General features: G+C 60.2%; 23 protein-coding genes, 1 tRNA gene and 1 pseudogene. 11 read left to right on the top strand and 14 right to left on the bottom strand.

Features of this window, described 5'->3' with window-relative positions; translation table 11 throughout:
- Window positions 1-30 precede the first annotated feature (30 nt).
- The 5 genes from B498_RS18295 to B498_RS18315 all read right to left on the bottom strand — a co-directional run bounded on the left by B498_RS18295 (window position 31) and on the right by B498_RS18315 (window position 5,072).
- On the bottom strand, window positions 31-867 hold the full coding sequence (locus B498_RS18295) for an alpha/beta fold hydrolase (RefSeq protein WP_008499868.1): 837 nt from the start codon (window positions 865-867) through the stop codon (window positions 31-33).
- 155 nt (window positions 868-1,022) lie between these two features.
- Window positions 1,023-1,241 carry an acyl carrier protein gene (locus B498_RS18300; protein WP_008499867.1) on the bottom strand — a complete coding sequence of 73 codons (219 nt, stop codon included), beginning with the start codon at window positions 1,239-1,241 and terminating at the stop codon, window positions 1,023-1,025.
- Between the two features lie 17 nt (window positions 1,242-1,258).
- On the bottom strand, window positions 1,259-2,692 hold the full coding sequence (locus tag B498_RS18305; RefSeq protein WP_008499866.1) for an AMP-binding protein: 1,434 nt from the start codon (window positions 2,690-2,692) through the stop codon (window positions 1,259-1,261).
- Window positions 2,689-3,807, bottom strand: coding sequence for an MBOAT family O-acyltransferase (locus B498_RS18310; RefSeq protein WP_008499865.1), 1,119 nt, complete (start codon window positions 3,805-3,807; stop codon window positions 2,689-2,691). Before B498_RS18310 ends, B498_RS18305 begins: the two co-directional genes overlap by 4 nt.
- A gap of 128 nt (window positions 3,808-3,935) precedes the next feature.
- Window positions 3,936-5,072 (bottom strand): D-alanyl-lipoteichoic acid biosynthesis protein DltD, encoded by a 1,137-nt coding sequence (locus tag B498_RS18315; protein WP_031274971.1) that lies wholly within the window; start codon window positions 5,070-5,072, stop codon window positions 3,936-3,938.
- Between the two features lie 279 nt (window positions 5,073-5,351).
- On the opposite strand from B498_RS18315, the gene B498_RS18320 reads away from it, so the two are divergent.
- Window positions 5,352-5,439 (top strand) — tRNA-Ser (locus B498_RS18320).
- 44 nt (window positions 5,440-5,483) lie between these two features.
- On the opposite strand, the gene B498_RS18325 is transcribed toward B498_RS18320, so the two are convergent.
- The 3 genes from B498_RS18325 to hpxO are packed head-to-tail and all read right to left on the bottom strand — an operon-like array spanning window position 5,484 to window position 8,637.
- Window positions 5,484-6,419, bottom strand: coding sequence for a PDR/VanB family oxidoreductase (locus B498_RS18325; RefSeq protein WP_008499862.1), 936 nt, complete (start codon window positions 6,417-6,419; stop codon window positions 5,484-5,486).
- An 11-nt stretch (window positions 6,420-6,430) separates the two neighbouring features.
- Window positions 6,431-7,465: a molybdenum cofactor-independent xanthine hydroxylase subunit HpxD gene (hpxD, locus tag B498_RS18330; protein ID WP_008499861.1), complete on the bottom strand. Its 1,035-nt coding sequence runs from the start codon at window positions 7,463-7,465 to the stop codon at window positions 6,431-6,433.
- A gap of 17 nt (window positions 7,466-7,482) precedes the next feature.
- The gene (gene hpxO / locus B498_RS18335) at window positions 7,483-8,637 is read right to left on the bottom strand and encodes an FAD-dependent urate hydroxylase HpxO (RefSeq protein ID WP_008499860.1); all 1,155 of its coding nucleotides are present in this window, start codon (window positions 8,635-8,637) and stop codon (window positions 7,483-7,485) included.
- Between the two features lie 239 nt (window positions 8,638-8,876).
- Between hpxO and uraD the strand changes: the two genes are divergently transcribed.
- On the top strand, window positions 8,877-9,377 hold the full coding sequence (uraD, locus tag B498_RS18340; protein WP_008499859.1) for a 2-oxo-4-hydroxy-4-carboxy-5-ureidoimidazoline decarboxylase: 501 nt from the start codon (window positions 8,877-8,879) through the stop codon (window positions 9,375-9,377).
- Entirely contained in the window at window positions 9,374-9,697 is a 324-nt protein-coding gene (gene uraH, locus B498_RS18345; protein ID WP_008499857.1) for a hydroxyisourate hydrolase, read from the top strand. The genes uraD and uraH overlap by 4 nt, the downstream gene beginning before the upstream one ends.
- Here the strand turns inward: uraH and guaD are convergent.
- Window positions 9,677-10,993 (bottom strand): guanine deaminase, encoded by a 1,317-nt coding sequence (gene guaD, locus B498_RS18350; protein WP_008499856.1) that lies wholly within the window; start codon window positions 10,991-10,993, stop codon window positions 9,677-9,679. The two genes, uraH and guaD, sit on opposite strands and share 21 nt — an antisense overlap.
- A gap of 102 nt (window positions 10,994-11,095) precedes the next feature.
- The gene (locus B498_RS18355; RefSeq protein ID WP_008499855.1) at window positions 11,096-12,592 is read right to left on the bottom strand and encodes an NCS1 family nucleobase:cation symporter-1; all 1,497 of its coding nucleotides are present in this window, start codon (window positions 12,590-12,592) and stop codon (window positions 11,096-11,098) included.
- Between the two features lie 144 nt (window positions 12,593-12,736).
- On the opposite strand from B498_RS18355, the gene B498_RS18360 reads away from it, so the two are divergent.
- From B498_RS18360 to puuE, 3 genes and pseudogenes are all read left to right on the top strand, one after another.
- Window positions 12,737-13,453, top strand: a complete 717-nt coding sequence (locus tag B498_RS18360; RefSeq protein WP_008499854.1) for a GntR family transcriptional regulator — start codon at window positions 12,737-12,739, stop codon at window positions 13,451-13,453.
- Window positions 13,453-14,324, top strand: a pseudogene (hpxA, locus tag B498_RS18365) (allantoin racemase). The gene B498_RS18360 and the pseudogene hpxA overlap by 1 nt, the downstream one beginning before the upstream one ends.
- Complete coding sequence (gene puuE, locus B498_RS18370; protein ID WP_008499852.1) at window positions 14,209-15,141, top strand: allantoinase PuuE; 933 nt, start codon at window positions 14,209-14,211, stop codon at window positions 15,139-15,141. The pseudogene hpxA and the gene puuE overlap by 116 nt, the downstream one beginning before the upstream one ends.
- 115 nt (window positions 15,142-15,256) lie before the next feature.
- Here puuE and hpxZ read toward each other — a convergent pair whose 3' ends face one another.
- From hpxZ to hpxW, 4 genes are read right to left on the bottom strand one after another with little or no spacing between them, the layout of a single operon-like run.
- On the bottom strand, window positions 15,257-15,643 hold the full coding sequence (gene hpxZ, locus B498_RS18375) for an oxalurate catabolism protein HpxZ (RefSeq protein ID WP_008499851.1): 387 nt from the start codon (window positions 15,641-15,643) through the stop codon (window positions 15,257-15,259).
- On the bottom strand, window positions 15,640-17,037 hold the full coding sequence (locus B498_RS18380) for an AtzE family amidohydrolase (RefSeq protein ID WP_008499850.1): 1,398 nt from the start codon (window positions 17,035-17,037) through the stop codon (window positions 15,640-15,642). The genes hpxZ and B498_RS18380 overlap by 4 nt, the downstream gene beginning before the upstream one ends.
- Window positions 17,034-17,222, bottom strand: coding sequence for an oxalurate catabolism protein HpxX (hpxX, locus tag B498_RS18385; RefSeq protein ID WP_008499849.1), 189 nt, complete (start codon window positions 17,220-17,222; stop codon window positions 17,034-17,036). Before hpxX ends, B498_RS18380 begins: the two co-directional genes overlap by 4 nt.
- A gap of 10 nt (window positions 17,223-17,232) precedes the next feature.
- On the bottom strand, window positions 17,233-18,816 hold the full coding sequence (gene hpxW, locus B498_RS18390; protein ID WP_008499848.1) for an oxamate amidohydrolase: 1,584 nt from the start codon (window positions 18,814-18,816) through the stop codon (window positions 17,233-17,235).
- 142 nt (window positions 18,817-18,958) lie between these two features.
- Here hpxW and hpxU point away from each other — a divergent pair, with 142 nt between their 5' ends.
- The 5 genes from hpxU (at window position 18,959) to B498_RS18415 (ending at window position 22,816) form a co-directional block, all read left to right on the top strand.
- A complete protein-coding gene (hpxU, locus tag B498_RS18395; RefSeq protein ID WP_008499847.1) occupies window positions 18,959-19,798 on the top strand; it encodes a MurR/RpiR family transcriptional regulator HpxU in 840 nt (279 codons plus the stop codon).
- 191 nt (window positions 19,799-19,989) lie between these two features.
- Window positions 19,990-20,772: a transporter substrate-binding domain-containing protein gene (locus tag B498_RS18400; RefSeq protein ID WP_008499846.1), complete on the top strand. Its 783-nt coding sequence runs from the start codon at window positions 19,990-19,992 to the stop codon at window positions 20,770-20,772.
- Between the two features lie 4 nt (window positions 20,773-20,776).
- Entirely contained in the window at window positions 20,777-21,442 is a 666-nt protein-coding gene (locus B498_RS18405) for an amino acid ABC transporter permease (protein WP_008499845.1), read from the top strand.
- A complete protein-coding gene (locus B498_RS18410; protein ID WP_071530936.1) occupies window positions 21,442-22,098 on the top strand; it encodes an amino acid ABC transporter permease in 657 nt (218 codons plus the stop codon). The genes B498_RS18405 and B498_RS18410 overlap by 1 nt, the downstream gene beginning before the upstream one ends.
- Entirely contained in the window at window positions 22,079-22,816 is a 738-nt protein-coding gene (locus B498_RS18415; protein ID WP_008499843.1) for an amino acid ABC transporter ATP-binding protein, read from the top strand. Before B498_RS18410 ends, B498_RS18415 begins: the two co-directional genes overlap by 20 nt.
- Window positions 22,817-22,826: the final 10 nt, after the last annotated feature.

Raw genomic sequence — 22,826 nt, 5'->3', positions numbered from 1 at the left:
GCGCAGCGCCACCCGGCAATAAAAGCGGCGTTATGAGCGAATAAAGGCCAGTATGTCCGCGTTGATAGTATCCGCATGGGTGGTATGCATCCCGTGCGGGAAGCCCGGATAAATTTTCAGCACGCTGTTCGCCAGCAGCTTGTCCTGGAGAAGGGCGGCATTTTTATACGGCACAACCTGATCGTCATCGCCCTGCAGCACCAGAACGGGAACGGTGATGGTTTTCAAATCTTCCGTCTGGTCGGTCTCTGAAAACGCCTTAATCCCCTCATAGTGGGCTTTGGCGCTTCCGATCATACCCTGACGCCACCAGTTCTGGATCGTACCCTGCGAAACGTCGGCACCATCGCGATTAAAACCGTAGAAAGGACCGCTGGCAACGTCGAGATAAAACTGGGCGCGGTTAGTCGCCAGCGCTTTGCGGAAGCCGTCGAAAACCTCGATCGGCGTTCCGCCGGGATTCGTCTCCGTTTTGACCATCAGAGGCGGGACGGCGCTGACGAGCACCGCTTTGGCGACGCGCCCCTGTGGTTGTCCATACCGCGCAACATAGCGGGCGACCTGTCCGCCGCCGGTGGAGTGACCGACGTGCACGGCATTGTGCAGATCAAGGCTTTCAACCACGGCTGACGCATCGGCCGCATAATGATCCATATCGTGGCCTTCACTCACCTGGTCCGATCGTCCATGTCCGCGGCGATCGATAGCGATAACGCGATAGCCTTCTGCCAGGAAGAAGAGCATCTGGTTATCCCAGTCATCGGCACTCAACGGCCAGCCGTGGTGGAAGACAATGGGCTGAGCCTCTTTCGGACCCCAGTCTTTGTAGTAAATGTTGACGCCGTCTTTCGTGGTTACGAATGCCATACCGCAGACTCCTCTGTTAAGAACAACACGACCCCTAAAGTGTAGGAGAAATCACAAAAGCGGTTGGTTTAATTCCGGTGAAGGATATTCATTTTGCGTCTGGGCTCTGGCGCGATGCGCCAGAGCCTTCAGGGCAGGATTAACAGCAGGGGCGTTTAGCGGTTTTCTTCAATATAGCGGGCCAGGTCCGCCGGGGTTTTCAGCACCGTCGCCACGTCTGTCGGCGGGATCATGCAGCCGTAAACGTCCTGCACTTCCAGCACCATATCGACCGCCAGGATGGAGTCGAGAATGTCGGATTCAATCAGCTCATCGTGAAAGCCCACCTTACGGGATAACACTTTTTCGAACAGGGCGAGAATTTCTTGTTCCATAATTTTTCCTGGAGTCATTAATTTGTGCGGGCGTAAGCGTCCAGCAGCTTGCGGTCAATTTTGCCGTTAGGATTCAGCGGCAAAGCGTCTTTTACGATAATTTGTGACGGCACCATGTAGTGGGGGACTACCTTCGAGAGCGAGGTTTTGATGGTATCCGGCGCCAGCTCCGTCACGCAGAACGCGGCAATGCGCAGCACGCTGCCGCAGGGTTTCATCAGTGGCATTACCACCGCTTCGTTAATCCCGGACATCGCCAGCAGGCGGTTTTCAATTTCGTTGATTTCAATACGGTAGCCATTCAGTTTGACCTGGCTGTCGTTGCGTCCCTGGCAGTAGATAAGCCCCGCTTCATAGCCCAGATCGCCGGTCCGGTAGCCGCGAAACGCCTCGTTTTCCCGATGAAGTAATTTTTCTGCGTTCTCCTGCGGCAGGCCGAGGTAGCCGCGCATGACGTTTTTACCCCAGATAATCAGCTCGCCCTCGGCGGAAATTTCCATTTTGCTCTCAGGCATCATGACCCCCACCGGCAGCACGGCGCTGTCGCTGTTCATGATCGCATCCGTGATCTCGACCACGGTGGTCGCGATGGTCGCTTCCGTTGGGCCATAGGAGTTGATGATTTTGGCCTGCGGGAAGCGGCGGCGAAGCTGTTTAACCAGCGCTTTATTCAACACTTCACCAATGAAGATAAAGACGTTGAGTTCAGGTAAATACTCGCTGTTGAACTGCGGGGAAAGCAGCTGCTGGTAAGCAAAAGAGGGGGTGGAAACCCAGGCGGAGACGGCGTTGCTTTTCAGTCGCTCCAGCCAGTTCGCTTTCTGAATATCGTCTTTGGCGTTCAGCACGATGTGTCCACCCATCGCCAGATTCGCCAGTAAAGGGATCAGGGAGAGGTCAAAGCTGAACACCGCGTGGTTCATCAGGACCGGTTTTTCCGGCAGCGAAAAGTCCTGGCTGACCCATTTCATGAAGTGCCACACGCTTTCACGCCCAATCTGCACCCCTTTAGGCTTGCCGGTGCTGCCGGAGGTAAACATGATGTAGGCCAGATCCTGCTCCTCCAGCACCTTGCCCGGTTCACCCGTGGCGATGAACTGCCGGGTCGCGACGTCGTAATAGTAAGGGGCGCTGGCCAGGTGGCAGATCTCCCGCAGGCGCTCCTGCGGGTAAATGCAGTCCACCGGAATGTACGGAATGTTGTGCAGCAGGCAGCTATAAATCGCCACGGCGAACTCGGCCTGCTGGTGTCCGTACAAGACGACCGGCGTACCGGCAACAGGCTGGCTACGCTGATAGCGCTGCGCCCAGTCCGTCACGGCAGCGGAAAGCTGCAGCCAGCTTAAGGCTTCGTCGCTGCCGCTGATGGCCATCTGCTGCGGGGAGGCGGGATCGCATAATGCTGCACGCAAGAAATCCTGCAGTTCCTGAAGATCGGAGAGATTTTTCATAGAGGTGACATTCCACTAAAGATGTAAAGGGCGCCCGCGGCGCTTCCCAGCGTCAGAATGCGCCCTAAAAACGCAACAGCCGGATACTGCAACCCGCGGTGCAACGCCGGGCTGCGTTTGGCTGACCACAGCAGCATGTTGTGAGCGACAGAAATGGCGCCAAACAGCGCGCCGCTGATGACGTAATGGCGTTCCAGGCCATTCCATGCCCCCATGCAAAACAGGGTGCAGAAAATACCGATATTTTGCGCCAGCGTTTTGTTCTGACGGAAAAAGTTAAACTTCATCAGGTTCATATAAACGGGCATAAAGACCACATCGCGCAGCCATTCAGACAGGCTAATGTGGAAGCGGCGCCAGAAGTCCTGCGGGTTCTTTGCCAGAAGCGGCATATTGAAGTTTGCCGGAATGTTCAACCCAAACAGGCGGCCCGCACCGATGGCCATATTGCTGTAGCCCGCAAAATCAAAATAGAGGTAGGCGCTGTAGGCTATCGACATCACCACGCCCACGGTCAGCGTAAACGGCTTATGGCTCCAGGGCTGCACGACAAGTGAATCAACCAGCATGGCAAACAGGAACTTCTGGATAATGCCGGTAATGATTTGCTCCAGCGCCACTAAAAACTGTTCGCGGTTAAGGGCAAAGACGGGCTTGCTGACGTCGTTCATCCATGTCCGCCAGCGGTACATTGGGCCTGCCAGAATAATAAAGGGCATAAACAGATAGCAGAAATAGTGCACGAAATTCTGCCCTTCTTTTTTACTGCGATAGAGCAGCACGTCCACCGCGCGGAATGTCATAAAAGAGAGGCCGATCATGCCGAGATGATGATTAAGGTGCAATTTCACCAAAAATAAAGGAAGCAGCGTTAACACAATCGCCTGCCAGGTTTTTAACCATCCTTTTTCTTTTAACGCGGCGACTAGATAAAAACTGATAAAAACGACCGCGGGAACACGGTAATCACCCTGAAAAATATAGCCCCAGCCTAATGCGGCCATGACGGATAATGCCGATAAATACGTCAGGCGATGGCGTAATAGGCGATTGACCAGCGCAAACGCTAGGGCGGATGAAAACAAACAGACAAAAAACATTCCTGAGCTATACATTATTCGGCCTCAGAACTTTTGATATTCAAAATGCAGCTGCATACTCATACTGTCATCGACAGAGGTCCACGCGACGATGGTGATCGCCAGCAGGAGATAAAGGAAAAAAAGACGGATTGCGATTTTCATTATTTAAAGCTCTGTGCAATAAAGCGAATCATAGGAACCCAGGCCAGTTCGGAAGGGTGCAAACGATCCCAGTTCCAGCCATTCTGATAAGGCATGGCGTACATATCTAAATACGGGATCTGGTTCTTTTCCAGAATGGTTTTAATTTGCTTATCCACCGGGCGGAAGGTATCGGTGTTGTAAAGCGCCCAGGGGTTAACCGGGTCGACGATAGCAATCACCTGCACGTGGTGTTCTTTAAGCAGCTGGACGGTTTTACTGAAGGCGGCGATTTGCGCAGGCACGACAGGCGTGTCATCCCACTGCTGCCGCGTACCGTCCTCCTCGTAAATCGTTTTGTCCATCCACAGGGTGGCCGCGCTCTGCTGGCGTTTTTTATTTAACTCGCGGGCATTCGCCAGCTCTTTATCCCAGTCAGGGGCAATGTGGGTGGTCGGCTGTGGCGGCCACGGCTGTTCCGTCCGGGGCGTGACGTGAAGCAGCGCCAGCCAGTCGTTTTTTATCAGGGTGCAGACGTTGGCAAACTGGAAACTCACCTCGTCCCATATCAGATCGGGGTGCCAGCCAAAGACACGCATTTGGCCAAAGGTTAAATGGCTTATTTCTTTACTCTCAATATGTTTTAAATAATTAACCAATATTGGGCGTGCCTGCGGATCCTTCATCAAAGGATTAAAAACAGAACCCGGGAAATTATCGGCATAGATAGCGGGAGGCAGGCCTTTTGAGTAAAAGCTGTCAGGTGCCAGCAGCAAAACAACTTTACTGTTTGCGTTAAGGCTATTTTTAAAACGTGAGAACAGTAAAAACTGCGTTTCGTCATCGACAAACGCATCGCCATACGCCACGACGGGTTTGTGCAATTGCTTATTAAAGTAATTATAGACAGCGTAATGTTCATCTTCTGACGTCGCCACCTCAGACGCACCAATGAAGAATATCGCATTCCCTTCTAAGGCATGAGAAATAGTGGCAATTTTTTCCGCCTGTTCTTTAGGCGTGCCCGCCATTGATTTAATCAGCGGCTGGAAGGTAAGCGGCGGATCGAAGCTCGCCACCAGCGGGTGAAGACAAAGAAACAAAATGGCCAGAAACGCCATCAGAAAATGTAAGCAAAGCGTATTTTTGATTTTCATCATCAACCAGTAACACTGCATGGCAGTAATGTCTTAAATCTGCGGAAATTCAGATTAATAACAATTACACAACAAATGGCCGTCTATTTTTGTGGCATTCTATACCAGAGCGATTTAAAAAGATGAGCGTTGCTGTGTTACGGTATGTACAAGGTCGCGGAGAGTGAGGGGGATGTCAGCGTTTGGGTGACTTTCTGCGCAGTCAAACGCCCGTGGGGAAAAATCGAAAAATTCCTGCTTTACAAGGCGCTAATAGATGTTTATAGTGCGCCTCACTTTGGAAGCGTGGCCGAGCGGTTGAAGGCACCGGTCTTGAAAACCGGCGACCCGAAAGGGTTCTAGAGTTCGAATCTCTACGCTTCCGCCAAATTTGAAAACCCTGCGATAGCAATATCGCAGGGTTTTTTCGTTTTACAGCCCAATCACCAGCTCCCCGGAATAGCTTCGCGAACAGCACAGCGCCACCTGCTGGTCCATCGCGCCTTTTTCCGCCTCCGACTGCACGCTATCCCGGTGATCCACCACGCCGTCAATCACCGGCGTCAGGCAGGCGCCGCAGATCCCCATCTCACAGGAAAGCGGGACCGCCACGCCATTTTCCTGCAGCACCTGGGCGATGGTTTTATCCGCAGGCACCGGCCAGCGCTCCCCGGTTGAGGCCAGTTTGACCGTGAAGATCTCCCCGGTTTCACCGCCTGCGGCGGGCGCAACGGGCTGAAACGCCTCGCTGTGAAGATGGGCGTCATCCCATCCCTTTGCCGCCGCCACCTCACGCACTTTTTCCATAAAACCCGCTGGACCACAGACCCAGGCGTGAAGGCCCGATTCGGCCGCGGGGAGATGTGCCGCCAGCGCTGTGCGCGGGCTGGTGGTATGAATGAGGCACTCACCGAGCCGGGAGAGTTCGCGCGTAAACGCCGCGCTTTCCCGGTTCCTGACGTAGTAGTGCAGCGTGAACGGCGTTCCGGTCGCCTTCAGCTGCAGGGCCATCGCATACAGCGGCGTAATGCCAATTCCCGCCGCCAGCAGCAAAACCCGCTCTGCCTGCTGCAGCGGAAACAGGTTGCGCGGGGCCGATATCATCAGCTTCTGCCCGGGACGCAGCGTCTCGTGAACGTAGCGCGACCCGCCGCGCGAGGCGGTTTCCCGTCCCACGCAGATCAGGTAGCTCTCGTCCCCACATGCTCCGGTCAGGGAATACGGGCGCACCACGCCGCAGGGCAGGTGGACATCAACGTGCGCCCCGGGCTGCCACGGCGGCAGCGCTTCGCCGTTATCAGCCACCAGCCTGACGGCGAGGCTTTTGTCGCCCTCGCGCCACAGCCCGTCAACAATTACGCTCAGCATATTGGCCTCCGTCATACCAGGAAAAACTCGCCAAAGCCCATTTTCTTCAGCCCCCGACGGTAGGCAATCGAGCTTTTATCGGCGGGGATATGCGCTTCCAGCGTCAGGTCCAGCGGCAGGCTTTCCGGGCGCTGGGTTTCCACCATCAGGCGATCCTCTTCAAAAATCCGCAGGTTAAAGGCATGCACATCTTCCACCGGAATATGCAGGTCAAAGTTGCGGGCAATAGGGGCGAACATGCGGGTCACGCGCGATGACACCGGCGACGCGGCGTTCATGATCACCAGTCTCGATTCACCCGGAAAATGAATCGTCAGGGTGGCGGTGAACGGCAGGTGCATTTCAAAATGGCGCAGCCACTGGAACCCTTCCGGAGCCTGCACGTCCGAACTGGCGGGATAGTTGCTCACGGCGCTCCAGTAATCCGCCACGAAGCCGAACGGCGTCTCCTGTGGCTGATAGTGGGGCACCAGCGGATTATTCGGGTCCGCAAAGGTATCGGTGTGGATCCAGGCAAAGTGCGCCACGTCCAGAAAACCTTCCACCTGACGTCCGGCAAAGCCGTTCACCTCAAACGCCGGGCAGTTAATCTGCTGAAATCCGTCGTCATCCCAGTGCGGCATGGTGGGCAGCGGCGCGGGGTTTTCCGGATCATAGGCCAGGCAGGCCCAGATCAGCCCGAACCGCTCTTTGACCGCGTAGTTAATCAGGTTCAGCTTCGCCGGAACGGGCTGGTCGGGGCTGGAGGGAATACGGTTGCAGCGCCCGTCCTCGCCAAAGCGTAAGCCATGATAGGGGCAGATAATCCCGTGCTCGTCGTGAAAGCCGAGCGTCAGCGGCACGCCGCGGTGCGGGCACACGTCACGGGCGACCACGACCTGATCGTTAATGCGGTAAATCACCAGCTGTTCATCCAGCAGCGTCGCTTTGACCGGCGCCGGACCGACGTCGCAGGCGCGCGCGACCGGATGCCAGCATTTCGCCAGACGCAGCCAGTCCTCTGGCTCAAACGTACAGTGGGCGGGTGGGGTCGGTTCTCTTTTCATCGTTGTCCCTCTTGCGTTCAGCCTAACGGGCCGCCCTGAATAGTCTCGCACAGACCGTTGATGATGCGCTCTCCGGTCTCCTCTTTGAGCTCCTGATACCAGGCCTGCGTCAACGCCATATCTTTGCCGTGGGTGACGTCGCAGCGCTTGCGCGCCTTCAGCACCAGGTCGCGTACGCGGTCGCAGCGCAGCGCCTCGTACTGCCGCAGCGCCAGCGTGATGTTGCGGTTTTCACGCAGGCATTCCCCCAGCACCACGGCGTCTTCCATCGCCGCGCAGCCGCCCTGGCCGATATCCGGCGTGGTGCTGTGCCCGGCATCGCCCAGCAGCGCGACGTTGCCGCGCACCAGGCTGTCGAACGGCTCAATGTCGTGGATTTCAATCCGGTTGGTCGTTTCAGGATCCAGCGCGGCGATTAGCTTCTGCACCGGCGGCGCCCAGCCGCGGAAGTAGCCCGTGAGATCGGCGCGCAGGGTGGTGCGATCCTCCGCCAGGCCTGCGGGCAGCGGCACGTCAAAAAAGAAATAGAAGCGTCCGCCGGAGACGGGCATCAGCGACACGCGTTTGCCTTCGCCAACGAAGGTGGTCCACTGGTGCGCCGGGGCGATCTCTTCGTCAATCTTCACCAGCCCGTTCCAGTTCACATAGCCCGCGTAGCGGCGCTCCGGCGTGTATCCCAGCACGTACGGGCGAACCGCCGAGTGGCTGCCGTCGGCGGCAATCAGGAAATCCCCGGCGGCGGTGGTGCCATCGGTGAAGGTCACGCTCACGCCCGCGTCGTCTTCATGGACGCCTTCGACGCGCTTGCCGAACTGCACCTTGTCGCGACCCCAGAAGTCCAGCATTTCGCGCTGAAGCTCAGCGCGCGAGACGGGGCAGGGGCGCCCGCCGGTACGCTCAACCAGCGGGGCAAGGCTAAAGCGGGTCAGGGTATCGCCGCGCCGGTAATCCTTGTAGGCCATAAAACGCATCGGCCCGCCCCAGGTCTCGATGATGTCGCCCATGCCGAGGTGCTGCATGCATTTCACGCCGTTAGGCCAGATGGAGATGGCCGCCCCGACGGGCCTGATCTCCTTTACGGCTTCAAACACGGTACAGTCGATGCCCGCTTTCTTCAGCGCGACGGCGGCGCTCAGGCCGCCAATACCCGCGCCAATAACGATTGCTTTCATGCTTCTCTCCTTTTGCAGGGTGTAAAGACAGTCAGCAATTTGCGTACCAGGCTGCAGCATGGCGAAAACGGCGTTGTAAGGGAGACGTTTGCACTGCTAAGGTGCGTAAACGCGGTGAGCGTGCCTTTTTATGAATCAAAAATTTCCTGGTCGACCTTGTGGAATCGACTGTTTCACGCCTGTGCTCAGGGTGGCGTGGTTTGTGCAATAGCCTGGAGAAGGACAATAAAGGAGACACTATGATCGCACTGCACGACTTCAATCATCTTCCCCATGAACAGGCGTTAGCGCTGATTCACCCCTGCGTGGCGCTTCCCCGCTGGGCCGATGCGCTGGTTCACGGGCGGCCTTACGCCAGCCGGGACGAATTGTTCAGTACGGCGAAATCGCTGATGCAAAACTGGAACGAAGCGGCGCTGGCGCAAGCCCTGAGCGCCCATCCGCGCATCGGGGAAAAACCAGCGGGTTCAGCGGCGGAGGCGGCGCTGTCGCGCCAGGAGCAGGGGGCGGTGAATGACCGCGATGCTGCTCTTGCCCGGGCGCTGCGTGAAGGCAACGCCCGCTACGAAGCCCGCTTTGGACGCGTCTTTCTGATCCGCGCGAAGGGCCGCAGCGGCGAGGAGATATTACAGGCCCTGCACGCGCGGCTGGAGAACAGCGACGCGCAGGAAATCCGTGCCGCGCTGGAACAGCTGCGGGAAATTACGCTGCTGCGCCTGGAAGGAGTCATCCACGAATGAGCACACTCAGCACCCATATTCTCGATATTTCGACGGGCAAGCCCGCTGAGGGCGTGACGGTTCATCTGCAACAGGACGGGAAGACGCTGGCCACGGGCGTGACCAACGCCCAGGGGCGCATCGCCGCGTTCGTTCCCTCTCTGCCCGCGGGCCGCTATCGGCTGGTGGCGGAGATCGGGGCGTGGTTTAGCGATACCGGCCGGAAGACGATCTATCCCTGCGCGCACATTGAGTTTGTCACGGGAGAAACGGCAGACGAACACTTCCATCTGCCGTTTGTGATTGCCCCCGGCGGGTGGTCAACCTACCGGGGCAGCTGACCATACCCGCTCGCCGTTGACCCAGGTCTCGCTGATGTTGCGCTCGTCGCCCAGGGTCATCAGCACGAAAAGCTGCTCGTAGATATCCTGACAGCGCCGATTGCGCAGGCGCTGCAGCGGCGTGACGTTGGGGTCGATAACCACAAAATCCGCCTCTTTGCCTGCCGCGAAGTTGCCAATCTTGTCATCCAGCCGGAGGGCGTGCGCGCCGCCCAGCGTGGCGTGGTAAAAGGCCTCGCTGGCACGCAGGCGGTAGCTTTGAAGCTGGCCGACCTTGTAGGCTTCGCCCAGCGTGCGCAGCATGCTGAAGGTGGTGCCCGCGCCGACGTCGGTGCCGATGCCCATCCGCACCCTGTGCTGCCAGCAGGCGGGCAGGCGAAACAGCCCGCTACCGAGAAACAGGTTCGAAGTGGGACAAAACGCCACCGCCGATCCGGTGTCATGCAGGCACTGCCACTCGCTGTGGTGCAAATGGATCGCGTGGGCAAACACGCTGCGCTCGCCGGTCAGGCCGTAGTGGTGATACACGTCCAGATAGCGCTCATGCTCCGGCCAGAGGTCGCTTACCCAGGCCACTTCGTTGGGGTTTTCGCTCAGGTGGGTCTGCAGCCAGGTGTCCGGGAACTCCTCTCTGAGCAGGCTGACCGCCGCAAGCAGCTCGGGTGATGAGGTCGGCGCAAAGCGCGGCGTAATGGCGTATCCCAACCGCCCACGGTGATGCCAGCGCTGGATCAGCGCCCGCGTCTGCCGGTAGCTCTGCTTTGCGTCTTCGCTCAGGTAGTCCGGCGCGTGCCTGTCCATCATCACCTTTCCGGCGATAAGGCGCATGTTCAGGCGCAGGGCCTCGGTAAACAGCGCTTCGACCGATTGCGGATGCAGCGTGCAAAACACCAGCGCGGTGGTGGTGCCGTTGCTCACCAGCTGCTGTATGAAAAATTCGGCGATCTCTTTCGCGTAGGCCTCATCGGCAAACTGGCTCTCCACCGGGAAGGTGTAGGTGGTCAGCCACTCCAGCAGCTGTTCGCCAAAGGCGCCGATCATCTCCGTTTGCGGGTAATGGACGTGGGTGTCGACAAAACCGGGCAGCAGCAGCCTGCCGCGCAGGTCGGTGTAGCCCTTGTGGGGGTCAAGATACTGCTCGCCCTCCTGCCACGGCATCTGTGCCAGAATTTTTCCGTTCCGGATAAACAGCAGGCCGTCCTCAAGGTAGCGCGCGTGCCGGGCAATGGCGTCTGCGCTGTCGCAGACCCGGGCAATATCAAAAAATGCACCGCGTATCGCAGTCTGGTATTCCATCATGGTTCCTGCCTTCGTGTGTGCGTAGCGGGGTGGGAAAGCTCAGCAAGAACGGTGCCAGAATGAACGGGCCGCAGATACGCTGCGGCCAGAGGGAAGGGATTACTCTTTTTGCGTCGCCACGCGGGAGCCAAACGACGTCGCGCCAGCCGTCTCGCGCTCTTCCCGCGCCAGCCAGCGGTAGGTGACGCCGCCGAGGAAGACGCCGATAAACCAGCTGAAGTTTGCCACCTCATGCAGGGCCGGGATAAAGCTGATGACCAGGCCCACGGCAACGGACGGGATCAGCGCGCCAATGGCTTTCGGGTTAAAGCCGTTGCGGTACCAGTATTTGCCCTTTGGCGTGTCGTCGAACAGATCGTCAACCGACACCTTGCCGCGCTTAATCAGGTAGAAATCGGCAATCAGAATGCCGAACAGCGGGCCGATAAACGCCCCGAGCACGTCCAGGGTGTAGTGGATAAGCTCCGGCGAGTTGAACAGGTTCCACGGGGTGAGCAGGATCGAACCGACGGCGGCGATCATGCCCCCGGTGCGGAAGCTGATTTTCTGCGGCGAGCAGTTAGAGAAATCAAACGCCGGGGAGACGAAGTTCGCGACGATGTTGATCCCGATGGTGGCAGTGATCATCGTCAGCAGGCCTATCGCCACGGCCAGATCGTTACCCACGCGGCTGACGGTTTCGATCGGATCGGTGATCATGCGGCCAAACAGCGACTGGGTGCCGGAGACAATCACCACGGTGACGATGGAGAACAGCAGGAAGTTAAACGGCAGCCCCCAGCGGTTGCCGCGGCGGATCTCACCCATGCTTTTGCCGTAGCGGGAGAAATCGCCAAAGTTGAGCAGCGGGCCGGAGAAGTAGGAGACCACCAGCGCGGTCGCGGTGATCATCTGCCAGGTCTGCTCGCCCGCGCTCAGGGATTTGCTGGCGAGGGTAAAGGAGATCCCGTCAAAACCGGTCTTGTATACAATCCAGCCGGCAAGGGCCAGCATTACCACATAGACCGCCGGACCGGCGATATCAATAAAGCGCTTGATGGCGCTCATGCCGTGCCAGAAGACCATCGCCTGCAGGACCCACATAATGGCAAAGCAGATCCAACCCAGATGCGACAGGCCCAGGAATGCGCCGGTAGTGAGTGAAGAGAGCGATGGCCAGAACTTCAGCGCCACCAGCATCAGGGCGTTGGCGGCGAGATAGGTCTGAATCCCGTACCACGCGAAGGCAATCAGCCCGCGGATCACCGCCGGGATATTGGCCCCGAACACGCCGAACGCCTGTCGACTGATCACCGCATAGGGCACGCCCGCCATCTGGCTCGGTTTGGCCACCAGGTTGGCGCACAGCTGCACGATGCAAATCCCCACCAGCAGGCAGAGCAGCACCTGCCAGCTTGCCAGCCCGAGCGTAAAGAAGCTCGCGGCGACCACATAACCCCCCATGCTGTGAACGTCCGACATCCAGAACGAAAAGATGTTGTACCAGCTCCAGTTCTGGTCACGCGTCGGTGCCAGATCCTCATTGCAAAGACGTGGGCTGTAAACCGCACCGGAATCAGCGGCCGTACCCTGCTGTGCGTTTTGACTGTTTGGCATGAAACCTGCTCCTGTGAATGAAAACCCGTTGAGTGGGAGTGCAAACGGTGTTGCAGGATCCAGGCCAAAATAATAAATCTTGTATGCAATATTTTATTTTTATGTATACGATTCGATAACGGAAAGTAAAATTCGGAGTGGTGAATGAACAACATTAACGCCCTGCAGACCGCGCCAGACCTGCATGACAAAGACGAAACCATCTTCCAGGCGCTGATGACCGCGATTGTCGAACACCAGCTGCTGCCGGGGAGCAAATTGCCGGAAGAGGCGCTGGCAGAGGTCTTTGGCGTGAGCCGCACGGGCATCCGCAAGGTGCTTCAACGACTCGCCGCTGTGCAAATGGTCACCCTGACGCCCAAGCGTGGTGCACACGTCGCCAGCCCGACGGTGGAAGAGGCGCGGCACATCTTCCGCACCCGCGCGCTGCTGGAGGTCGCCAACCTGCCGGACGTGCTGGCGCACTGTCAGCCGCCGCACCTTGCCGCGCTGGAGGCCATTATTCGCCAGGAGCAGCACGCGCACGAGGCCTATGACGGTCCGGCGGCAATTCGCCACTCCGCCAATTTCCACATTCAGCTGCAGGCTATCTCCGGCAACCAGGTGCTCACGGAGTTGGTGACCGGCCTGAGCCAGCGTTCTTCGCTGGTGATTGCCACCTGGGGCGCGCCGTGGCGTCAGGGCTGCCGCTGCAACGATCACGAACAGCTGGTGGATCTGCTGCGCCAGAAGGCGCTTGAGCCACTAAGCGATGCCCTCATGCACCATTTTGAACATATCGTCGCCAGCCTCTGCTTCGAGCGGGCGGGCGAGTGCCTGCCTGATTTTGCCCGGCTGTTTGCCGGCCACAAGGAGTCGTAATGTCTGTCTGTATACAAGTGATCAACCCCAACACCAGCCTCGCCATGACGGAAACCATCGGCGCGGCGGCCCGCGCGGTGGCGGCGCCGGGGACGGAGATCCTCGCGGTCTGTCCGAGCGCGGGCGTGCCGTCTATAGAAGGCCACTTCGATGAGGCCATCGCCGCCGTGGGCGTTCTTGAACAGGTCAAGCTCGGAAGAGAGCAGGGCGTGCACTGTCACGTCATCGCCTGCTTTGGCGATCCGGGCCTGCTGGCGGCGCGCGAGCTGGCGCAGGGGCCGGTAGTCGGCATTGCGGAAGCCGCCATGCATATGGCGACGCTGGTGGCGACGCGCTTTTCGGTGGTTACCACGCTGCCGCGCACGCTGATCATTGCCCGTCATCTGCTGCACCAGTATGGCTTTCAGGACCATTGCGCGGCGCTGCATGCTATCGATCTCCCGGTGCTGGCGCTGGAAGACGGCAGCGGTCTGGCGCAGGAGAAGGTGCGCGCGCGCTGTATACAGGCGCTGCAAGAGGATGGCTGCGGTGCCATCGTGCTGGGCTGCGGCGGCATGGCGACCCTGGCGCAGGAGCTGACCCGCGAACTGCGCGTGCCGGTGATCGACGGCGTCAGCGCGGCGGTAAAGATGGTGGAATCGCTGGTGGCGCTGGGGCTGTCGACCAGCAAGCACGGCGATCTGGCGTTCCCGGAGAACAAAGCGTTAAGCGGACAATTTCAGGCATTGAATCCATTTTAATTTTTGGGGGTGGCAATGGGGCTTTTCAAACAGGATTATCCGCGGGATCTGCGCGGCTACGCGGGCAACCCGCCGCACGCGCGGTGGCCGAATCAGGCGCGCATCGCCGTGCAGTTTGTGCTCAATTATGAAGAGGGGGCGGAAAACCACGTTCTGCACGGCGATGCCGGGTCCGAGCAGTTCCTGTCGGACATCATCGGCGCGGCCAGCTACCCGGACAAACACATGTCGATGGACTCCCTCTACGAATACGGCAGCCGCGCCGGGTTCTGGCGGATCCACAATGAATTTCAGAAACGCGGCCTGCCGCTGACGGTCTTCGGCGTGGCGATGGCGCTGGCGCGTCACCCGGAGATTGTTGAGGCGATCAAAGCCGCGGATTACGACGTGGTCAGCCACGGCTGGCGCTGGATCCACTATCAGAATATGGACATCAGCCAGGAGCGCGAACACCTGCACAAGGCGGTGCACGTTCTGACCGACCTGTTCGGCAAGCCGCCAGCGGGCTGGTACACCGGGCGCGACAGCCCCAACACGCGCCAGCTGGTGGTGGAGCATGGCGGTTTTGACTACGACAGCGACTACTACGGCGACGATTTGCCCTTCTGGACGGAAGTGGCCTGCAGCGACGGCACCCGCAAACCGCACCTGATTGTGCCCTACACGCTGGATGCAAACGACATGCGCTTCGCCACCGCTCAGGGGTTTAATACCGCCGAGCAGTTTTATACGTATCTGAAGGACAGTTTTGACGTGCTGTACGAAGAGGGGGAAAGCGCGCCGAAGATGATGTCCATCGGCATGCACTGCCGCCTGCTCGGGCGACCGGGGCGTTTTCGCGCGCTGCAGCGGTTCCTGGATTACGTTGAGCAGCACGAGCGGGTGTGGGTCTGTACCCGCCAGCAGATTGCCGACCACTGGCGGGAGGTGCATCCGTTTCAGAAGTAAGTGTGCGATGTTTTGCCGGGTGGCGGCTGCGCCTTACCCGGCCTACAGGGCCCACAGGGCATACGGAACATCGTAGGCCCGGTAAGCGCAGCGCCACCGGGCAGGTTTTTCAGCGTTACACCATCAAACTCACCTGCGCCGCCACAATGCGCCACCCGTAGGCAAACCGCACCCACGTCTGCTGCTGGCGGCCAATGCGTTCCGTGCTCTCGCGGGTAAATTCGGTGCTGCATACGGCATAATCCTCCCCGAAGGTGGTGATGACGGTGTGCCGCAGCGTCCGCTGCAGCCCGGCGGCGGGGCGCGCCGCACGAAAGGCGCGGATTTCATCGATCCCGTAGAGATTTTCACCTGCCCCCAGCCGCACCGTGTTTTTGTCGTGCCAGAACAGCTCGTCCAGCACCGCAACGTTGTTGCTCACCAGCGCGTCCTCATAGCGGTAAAACGCGGCCGTCACCTCGGCAACCACCCACGGGAGGTTAATGTCATCGTGATTCATCATGCTGCTATCTCCGCCGGGCGGGCATCGGTGATGCCGCTCTCTTCCAGAACCCGCGCGACGCGCAGGCAGGCCTGCTCGTTAAACGGCGCGGCAATCAGCTGCAGGCCAATGGGCGCGCCCTGCGCGGTGCGCAGCGGAACGGTGGTCACGGGCAGGCCTAAAAACGAAATCGGCTGGGTCAGCATCCCCATGCTGGCGCGGATGGGAAGCGGCTGACCGTTAATCTCCATGGTTTGCTCGCCGATCCGCGTGGCGCTGCGCGGCGTTGCCGGGGCAATCAGCACGTCGGCCCGTGCAAACAGCGCGTGAAACGCCTGCCGTGCCTGCGCGCGAAACCGCTGGGCCTGAATGTACCAGGCGGAAGGGATCATCGCCCCGGCCAGCAGGCGTTCGCAGGAGTGCGGCTCAAAACGCTCGGGCTCCCGGCGAAGCGCAGGCAGGTACTGATTTCCCCCTTCGGAGGCGCTGATGATAAACGCCGCGGAACGCGCCAGCTCGGCGTCAGGAAACTGAAGCTCATCCTGCACGTCGAGCGCCTTCGCCACCCGCGCCACGGCGTCTCTGGCGTCCGCGTCGCACCAGGTGGTGAAGTAGCCGCCGAGCACCGCGCAGCGCAGGCCGTCAAGCCCGCGGTCAAGCAGGGGGCGCGTCTGTTCCCGCGAGCTCTCTGCCTGAAAACCGTCGCTGGTGTCCCGGCCCTGCAGCGCGTCGTACACGGACGCCAGGTCGCATACGCGGCGCGCAAAGGGCCCGATATGATCCAGGCTCGCGACAAACGGATGGCTGCCGGATCGCGACAGGCGGCCAAAGGTGGGCTTCAGGCCGTAGATGCCGCACAGTGAGGCCGGAACGCGAATCGAGCCGTTGGTGTCGGTGCCGAGCGAAAAGTGCACCAGCCCGGCGGCCACCGCGGCGGCTGAACCGCCGGACGACCCGCCCGCAATGCGCGTCAGATCGTGCGGGTTACGCGTCGCGCCGTAGTGGCTGTTCTCGGTGGTAAAGCCGTAGGCGTAGGCGTCCATATTGACCATCCCGGTCAGCAGCCCGCCCGCGCTGCGCAGCTGGCGCACGGCGAAGCTGTCGGCGGCGGCAGCGGGGCGCTGGCTGAACAGCTCGGCCCCGGCGAGGGTGGTGTGACCGGCAACGTCGAACAGGTTTTTTACCGCGTAGGGCACGCCCGCCAGCGGCGGCAGGGGGCGCTTTTCCCGTCGCAGGGTATCGATATTGTCGGCCTCGGCGAGCATGCGTGCTTCCGTCACGGCGGTCCAGGCGCCGATCTGCGGATTCACGCGCGCAATCGCCTCCAGCGTCTGGCGGGCAATCTCGCGAGCGCTCAGCTCGCCTGCGCTCAGCGCCTGCTGGATCGCGCTGATACTCATCTCGTGTAGCGTCATGCTTTATACACTCCTGCGATCTCCAGACGGTCGTCGAGCGGCAGCGCCATCAGCGGGGCGGCCATGCTGGCTATGCGGCTAAACTGCAGCTGCAGTTCGGCCCGGCGGGCGTCATCCAGCGTCACGCCGAGTACGGTTTCCATCTGCGCCAGGTACGCCTGCCAGTCGGGTTGGTGTGTCGTCATTATTTTCTCCTCAGAATCCGGCGGCCGCGCCGTTGCTGCGCGGGTCAAATGCCCCTTCAAACAGCCCGTTGGGGTGGCGAACAATGGCGCCCGCGTGGCCCATGGCTTCACTAAAGTCAGGGAATAGCTCCACCTCGTGACCGAGTGCCCGCAGGCGCGCGACCGTCTCGGATGAAAAACGCCCTTCAAGCTTTAAGGTGTCTGAGGTTTGCCCCCAGGTGCGCCCCAGCAGCCAGCGTGGGCGGGTGATGCTCTCCTGCAGAGGGACGCCCTGGACAACGTAGCGGGTAAAGAGCGCGGCCTGGGTTTGCGGCTGGCCGTCGCCGCCCATCGATCCGTAAACCATCACGCGCCCGTCCTTCAGACGCGCCGCCGCCGGGTTCAGGGTGTGGAACGGCTGTTTGCCCGGCGCGAGGGCCAGAAGATGGGCGGGATCGAGGCTGAACGATGCGCCCCGGTTCTGCCAGACGATGCCGGTATCGGGCAGGACAACGCCGCTGCCGAACTCGTGATAAAGGCTTTGGATAAACGAGACGGCAAGCCCGCTGCTGTCCATCACCCCCATCCACACCGTATCGCCGGGGCCTTTTCCGGTGCCCCACGGCGCGGCGCGGCCGTCGTCAACCCTGTCGGCAAGCGCCTGCAGGGCGGCGGGATCCAGCAGTTTCTGAACATCGGTTTTCAGCGCGCGCGGGTCGGTGATGTGGGCATCGCGCAGGCCAAAGGCCAGCTTGGTGGCTTCCACGATGCGGTGCAGGGTATCGGCATCGTCGGCTTCCGCCATGTTCAGGCGGTCGGTGATGCCGAGTATCGCCAGCGAGACCAGCCCCTGCGTTGGCGGGGCGTGGTTAAAGATCTCTCCCTGCTGATGCTCCAGCTTCAGCGGCGTGGTGCGCCGGGCCGCGTGGGCGTTGAGATCGGCCAGCGTTACGGGGAGACCCAGCGTCTCCATGCCGTGCGCCAGGACTTCCGCCAGCGGGCCGCGATAAAAGCTGTCGAGACCCTCTTCCGCCATGCGCGTCAGGGTCGTGGCCATGGCGGGCTGGTAAAACCGGCTCCCGACCTGCGGCGGCTTACCGTCGACCAGCCAGGTTTCCGCGAAGCCGGGGATGGCCTTCAGCTCGTCGAACTTGCTGGCCGTGGCGTGGGCCTGAGAGGCCGTGACCGGGGTGCCGTTCTGCGCATAGTCAATGGCGTCGGCCAGCAGGCGGGCCAGCGGCAGCGTTTTGCCGGTCATTTCGCGCGAGACCTTCAGCGCCTCGTCCCAGCCGCTTACCGTGCCGGCGACGGTCAGCGCCGCCTGCGGTCCGCGATGGGGGATCTGCGTGAGCCCATCGTAGGCGGCCAGCGTGGCGCGCGAGCCCGCCGCGCCGCTGGCGTCAATGGCGATGGGGTCGCCTTCCGGCGGCACGATAAGCCAGAAGCCATCGCCGCCCAGCCCGTTCATATGCGGGTAAACCACGGCGATGGTGGCCGCTGCCGCGACCATCGCCTCTATCGCGCTGCCGCCTTCGCGCAGCACCGCCAGCGCGCTCTGGCTGGCAAGATGGTGGGGCGCAACGGCCATGCCGTGCGTGGAGACATTACTTTGCATGAAGCGTCCTCGTAACCCTGAAAGTCACAAGGTGCTGCAAAAGCTGTTCCAGTTCTGAAAGAAAAGTTTCAGTAAACTGGCACGTATAATGAATACATACAAAAAAGGTACAATGTAATGAAACAAAAGTTACAGAGGCGCTATGGAACAGTTAGATGAACGTCTGAAAGCACAATACCCGTCGCTGTCGCCGCAGGAGCAGCGGGTGGCGGATTTTATTTTCGATCATTTTGACGACCTCATTAGCTACAACAGCGCCGAGCTGGCGCAGCTGAGCGGGGTGTCGAAAGCCACGGTGAGCCGTCTGTTTAAGCGGCTGGGCTATGAGAAATATAAGGACATGCGCGACGAGCTGCGCACCCTGCGTCAGAGCGGAATGCCGCTCACCGACAATCGCGACGCGGTGCAGGGCAACACGCTGCTGGCGCGCCACTATAAGCAGGAGATGGCGAACCTGACCCAGTGGGTCAATGCCCTCGACGCGCAGCAGTTTGCCGACGCCATGGCCTGCATGGTCAAGGCGCGGCGCATCGTCATTATCGGCATGCGTAACGCCTATCCGGCGGCGCTGCACCTGCGCCAGCAGCTGCTGCAGGCGCGCGGTCAGGTGCTGGTCCTGCCGCAGCCGGGGCAGAGCCTGAGCGAGGAGCTGGTGGACTTAACGCCGGACGATCTGGTGGTGATGATGGCCTTTCGCCGTCGCCCGCGCATCATCCGCCCGCTGCTGCAGCAGCTTCAGAGCATCGGTATTCCGGTGCTGCTGATGTGCGAGCCGCAGGCCCACAGCCTGTTTCCGCTGGCGAGCTGGCAGCTCTGCACCCCGCTGGACAGCGTCTCCGCCTATGACAGCTATTCGTCGGTTAACAGCCTGATCAACCTGCTGGCGAACGCCTTCCTGCATGAGATCCTCGATAAAGGCCGTCCGCGCATTCACGAGATCGCCTCCCTCTACCAGCAGCTGGACGAACTCGAACAGCGATAATGGGGCATCAGGCTGGTGCTTTGCATTAAAATGGTGCATATGGCGGGTCGGGAAAACGCAGGTTTTTTCGACCCGTCCGCGTTTTATCAGGCTTTGAAAGAATATTCCTCGCTTCGCCTTATCTGGCACATTAGTTGCAAAATCACCTTCAAAGAATCTTTTGTTTCATGTTAACGTTACGGGGAAGCACCATGAAAAAACTGTTAATTGCACTGGCCGGGGCCGCATGCCTCTTCACACAGCTGCCGGCAAAGGCTGACCAGCTTCAGGATATCGAGAAGCGCGGCACTATCCGCATTGCCGTTCCGCAGGACTTCCCGCCGTTTGGCTCGGTGGGGACCGATCTGCAGCCGCAGGGCTATGACATCGACATGGCGCGCTATCTGGCCAAACAGATGAAGCTCAAGCTGCAGCTGGTGCCGGTGACCAGCGCCAACCGCGTGCCGTACCTGCAAACCGATAAGGTGGATCTGGTCATTTCAAGCCTCGGTAAAAACCCGGAGCGCGAGAAGGTAATCGACTTCAGCCGCGCCTACGCGCCGTTCTTCCTCGGCGTGTTTGGCCCGAAAGGGGCTGAACTGAAGGACGCCGCCGCGCTGAGCGGAAAAACCATCGGCGTGACGCGCGGGGCGGTGGAGGACATGGTGCTGACCGGCCTGGCGCCGAAAGACGCGGACGTGAAGCGCTACGAAGACAACAACACCACGCTGTCGGCATATCTGTCCGGCCAGGTCCAGTACGTGGCGACCGGCAATCTCGTGGTGGCGGCCATTTCGCGTCAGAATGCGGCGAAAGCACCGGTGCCGAGCTTTATGCTGAAAGATTCGCCGTGCTTTATCGGCCTGAAGAAAAACGAACCGGCCCTGAAGGCAAAAGTGGATGCGCTGATTGAGCAGGGCATCAAGGACGGCACGCTGAATGGCCTGTCCGAGCAGTGGCTGAAGGCCCCGCTGCCGGCAAACCTTGGCGCCTGAGCCGATGACGGAGCAACTTGATTTCTCCGCGCTCTGGCCGCACTGGCCGGCGCTGCTGGCGGGGCTGTGGGTCACCGTTCAGCTGACGGTGATGGCGACCGTCGGCGGGCTGGCAATCGGGATTGTCGGGGCGGCGATCCGCAGCGGACGCACCACCTGGTACAGCCGGATCTGGGGTGCGTACGTGGAAATCATCCGCAACACGCCGTTTGTGGTGCAGCTGTTTTTCATCGTCTTCGGCCTGCCGAATCTGGGCCTGAAGATGACGGCGGGGGAAGCGGCGCTATTGGCAATGGTGGTGAACCTGGGTGCGTACAGCACCGAAATTATCCGCGCGGGCATTCAGGTCACGCCGAAAGGGCAGTGGGAGGCCGGGCGCGTGCTGGGGCTGACCCGCCTGCAGACCTTTATCCGCGTGGTGCTGCCGCCCGCGCTGCAGCGCATTTACCCGGCGCTGGTGAGCCAGTGCATCATCGTGATGCTCGGCTCGTCGGTGGTGTCGCAGGTCTCCTATGAAGAGCTGACCTTCGCCGCCAACCTGATCCAGTCCAGAACGTTTTTAAGCTTCGAGGTTTATCTGGTGACCACCGGGATTTACCTGGCGCTGTCGATTACCCTGCGCCAGCTGATGATGGCGGCGGGACGCAAATGGCTGGGGGTGCAGGCATGATGACCACCTTTACCGACTGGGACATTATTCGCAACCTGCTGCTGGCCGGACGCTGGACGGTGCTGCTGTCGCTGGTGGCGTTTGTCGGCGGGGCGGCGGTGACGCTGCCGCTCCTGCTGCTGCGCCTCACCGGCGGGCGCACGGTGAAGCGCATCATCCGCGGCTATATTGAGCTGTTTCAGGGCACGCCGCTGCTGATGCAGCTGTTCCTGGCCTTCTTCGGCGTGGCGCTGTTCGGCATCGACGTTTCGCCGTGGACCGCCGCGTCGCTGGCGCTGACGTTTTACACCAGCGCGTTTCTGCTCGATATCTGGTACGGCAGCATTCGCGCGCTGCCGAAGGGGCAGTGGGAAGCGTCGCGCTGTCTGGGGCTGACCTTTGGCCAGACCCTGTTTCGCGTGGTCGCTCCGCAGGCGCTGCGCATCGGCATTGCGCCGACGGTCGGCTTTGCCGTGCAGGTGATCAAGGGGACCGCGCTGGCATCGATTATCGGCTTTGTCGAGCTGACCAAGGCCGGGACCATGCTGACCAACGTGACCTATCAGCCGTTTAAGGTCTTTGCGCTGGTGGCGCTGGGCTACTTTATTCTGTGTTATCCGCTGTCGCGCTACAGCCGCTATCTGGAGACGAAATTCAATGCCTCTCATCACCATTAATCAGGTGCAGAAGTACTACGGCGATAACCACGTGCTCAAGGGCGTCGATCTGGATATCGACATGGGCCAGGTGATCTCCATCATCGGGCGCAGCGGATCGGGCAAAAGCACGCTCCTGCGCTGCATCAACGGCCTGGAAGGCTATCAGGACGGCAGCATCAAGCTGGGCGGCATGACCATTACCGACCGGGATTCCCAGGCGCGCGAAATCAGCCGCTCGGTGGGGATGGTGTTCCAGAGCTTTAACCTGTTCCCGCACATGACGGCGCTGGAGAACGTGATGCTCGCCCCGCGTCGGGTGCTGAAGAAAAGCGCCGCCGAATGCCGCGAATTGGCCCAGCGCATGCTGGAGAAAGTGGGGCTTGGCGATCGTCTGGATTACTACCCGTCGAGCCTCTCCGGCGGCCAGCAGCAGCGCGTGGCGATTGCCCGCGCGCTGGCGATGTCGCCGAAAGTGTTACTCTGCGACGAGATCACCTCCGCCCTCGACCCGGAGCTGGTGGGCGAAGTGCTCAAGGTGCTGGAGCAGCTGGCAGCCGAGGGGATGACGCTCATACTGGTTACCCATGAAATGAATTTTGCCCGCGAAGTGGGCGACCGCGTGGTGTTTATGCACCAGGGGAAAGTCTGGGAGCAGGGCGACAGCAAAACGCTGTTCGCCAACCCGCAGACCACGGAACTGAAGCAGTTCATCTCCTCCGTGCGCGGCCTCAACTGATAAGGACTGA

It is taken from the genome of Enterobacter sp. SST3, from assembly GCF_000286655.1.
GTDB lineage: Bacteria > Pseudomonadota > Gammaproteobacteria > Enterobacterales > Enterobacteriaceae > Enterobacter > Enterobacter roggenkampii.
This window is presented reverse-complemented; position numbering and strand designations above follow the sequence as displayed.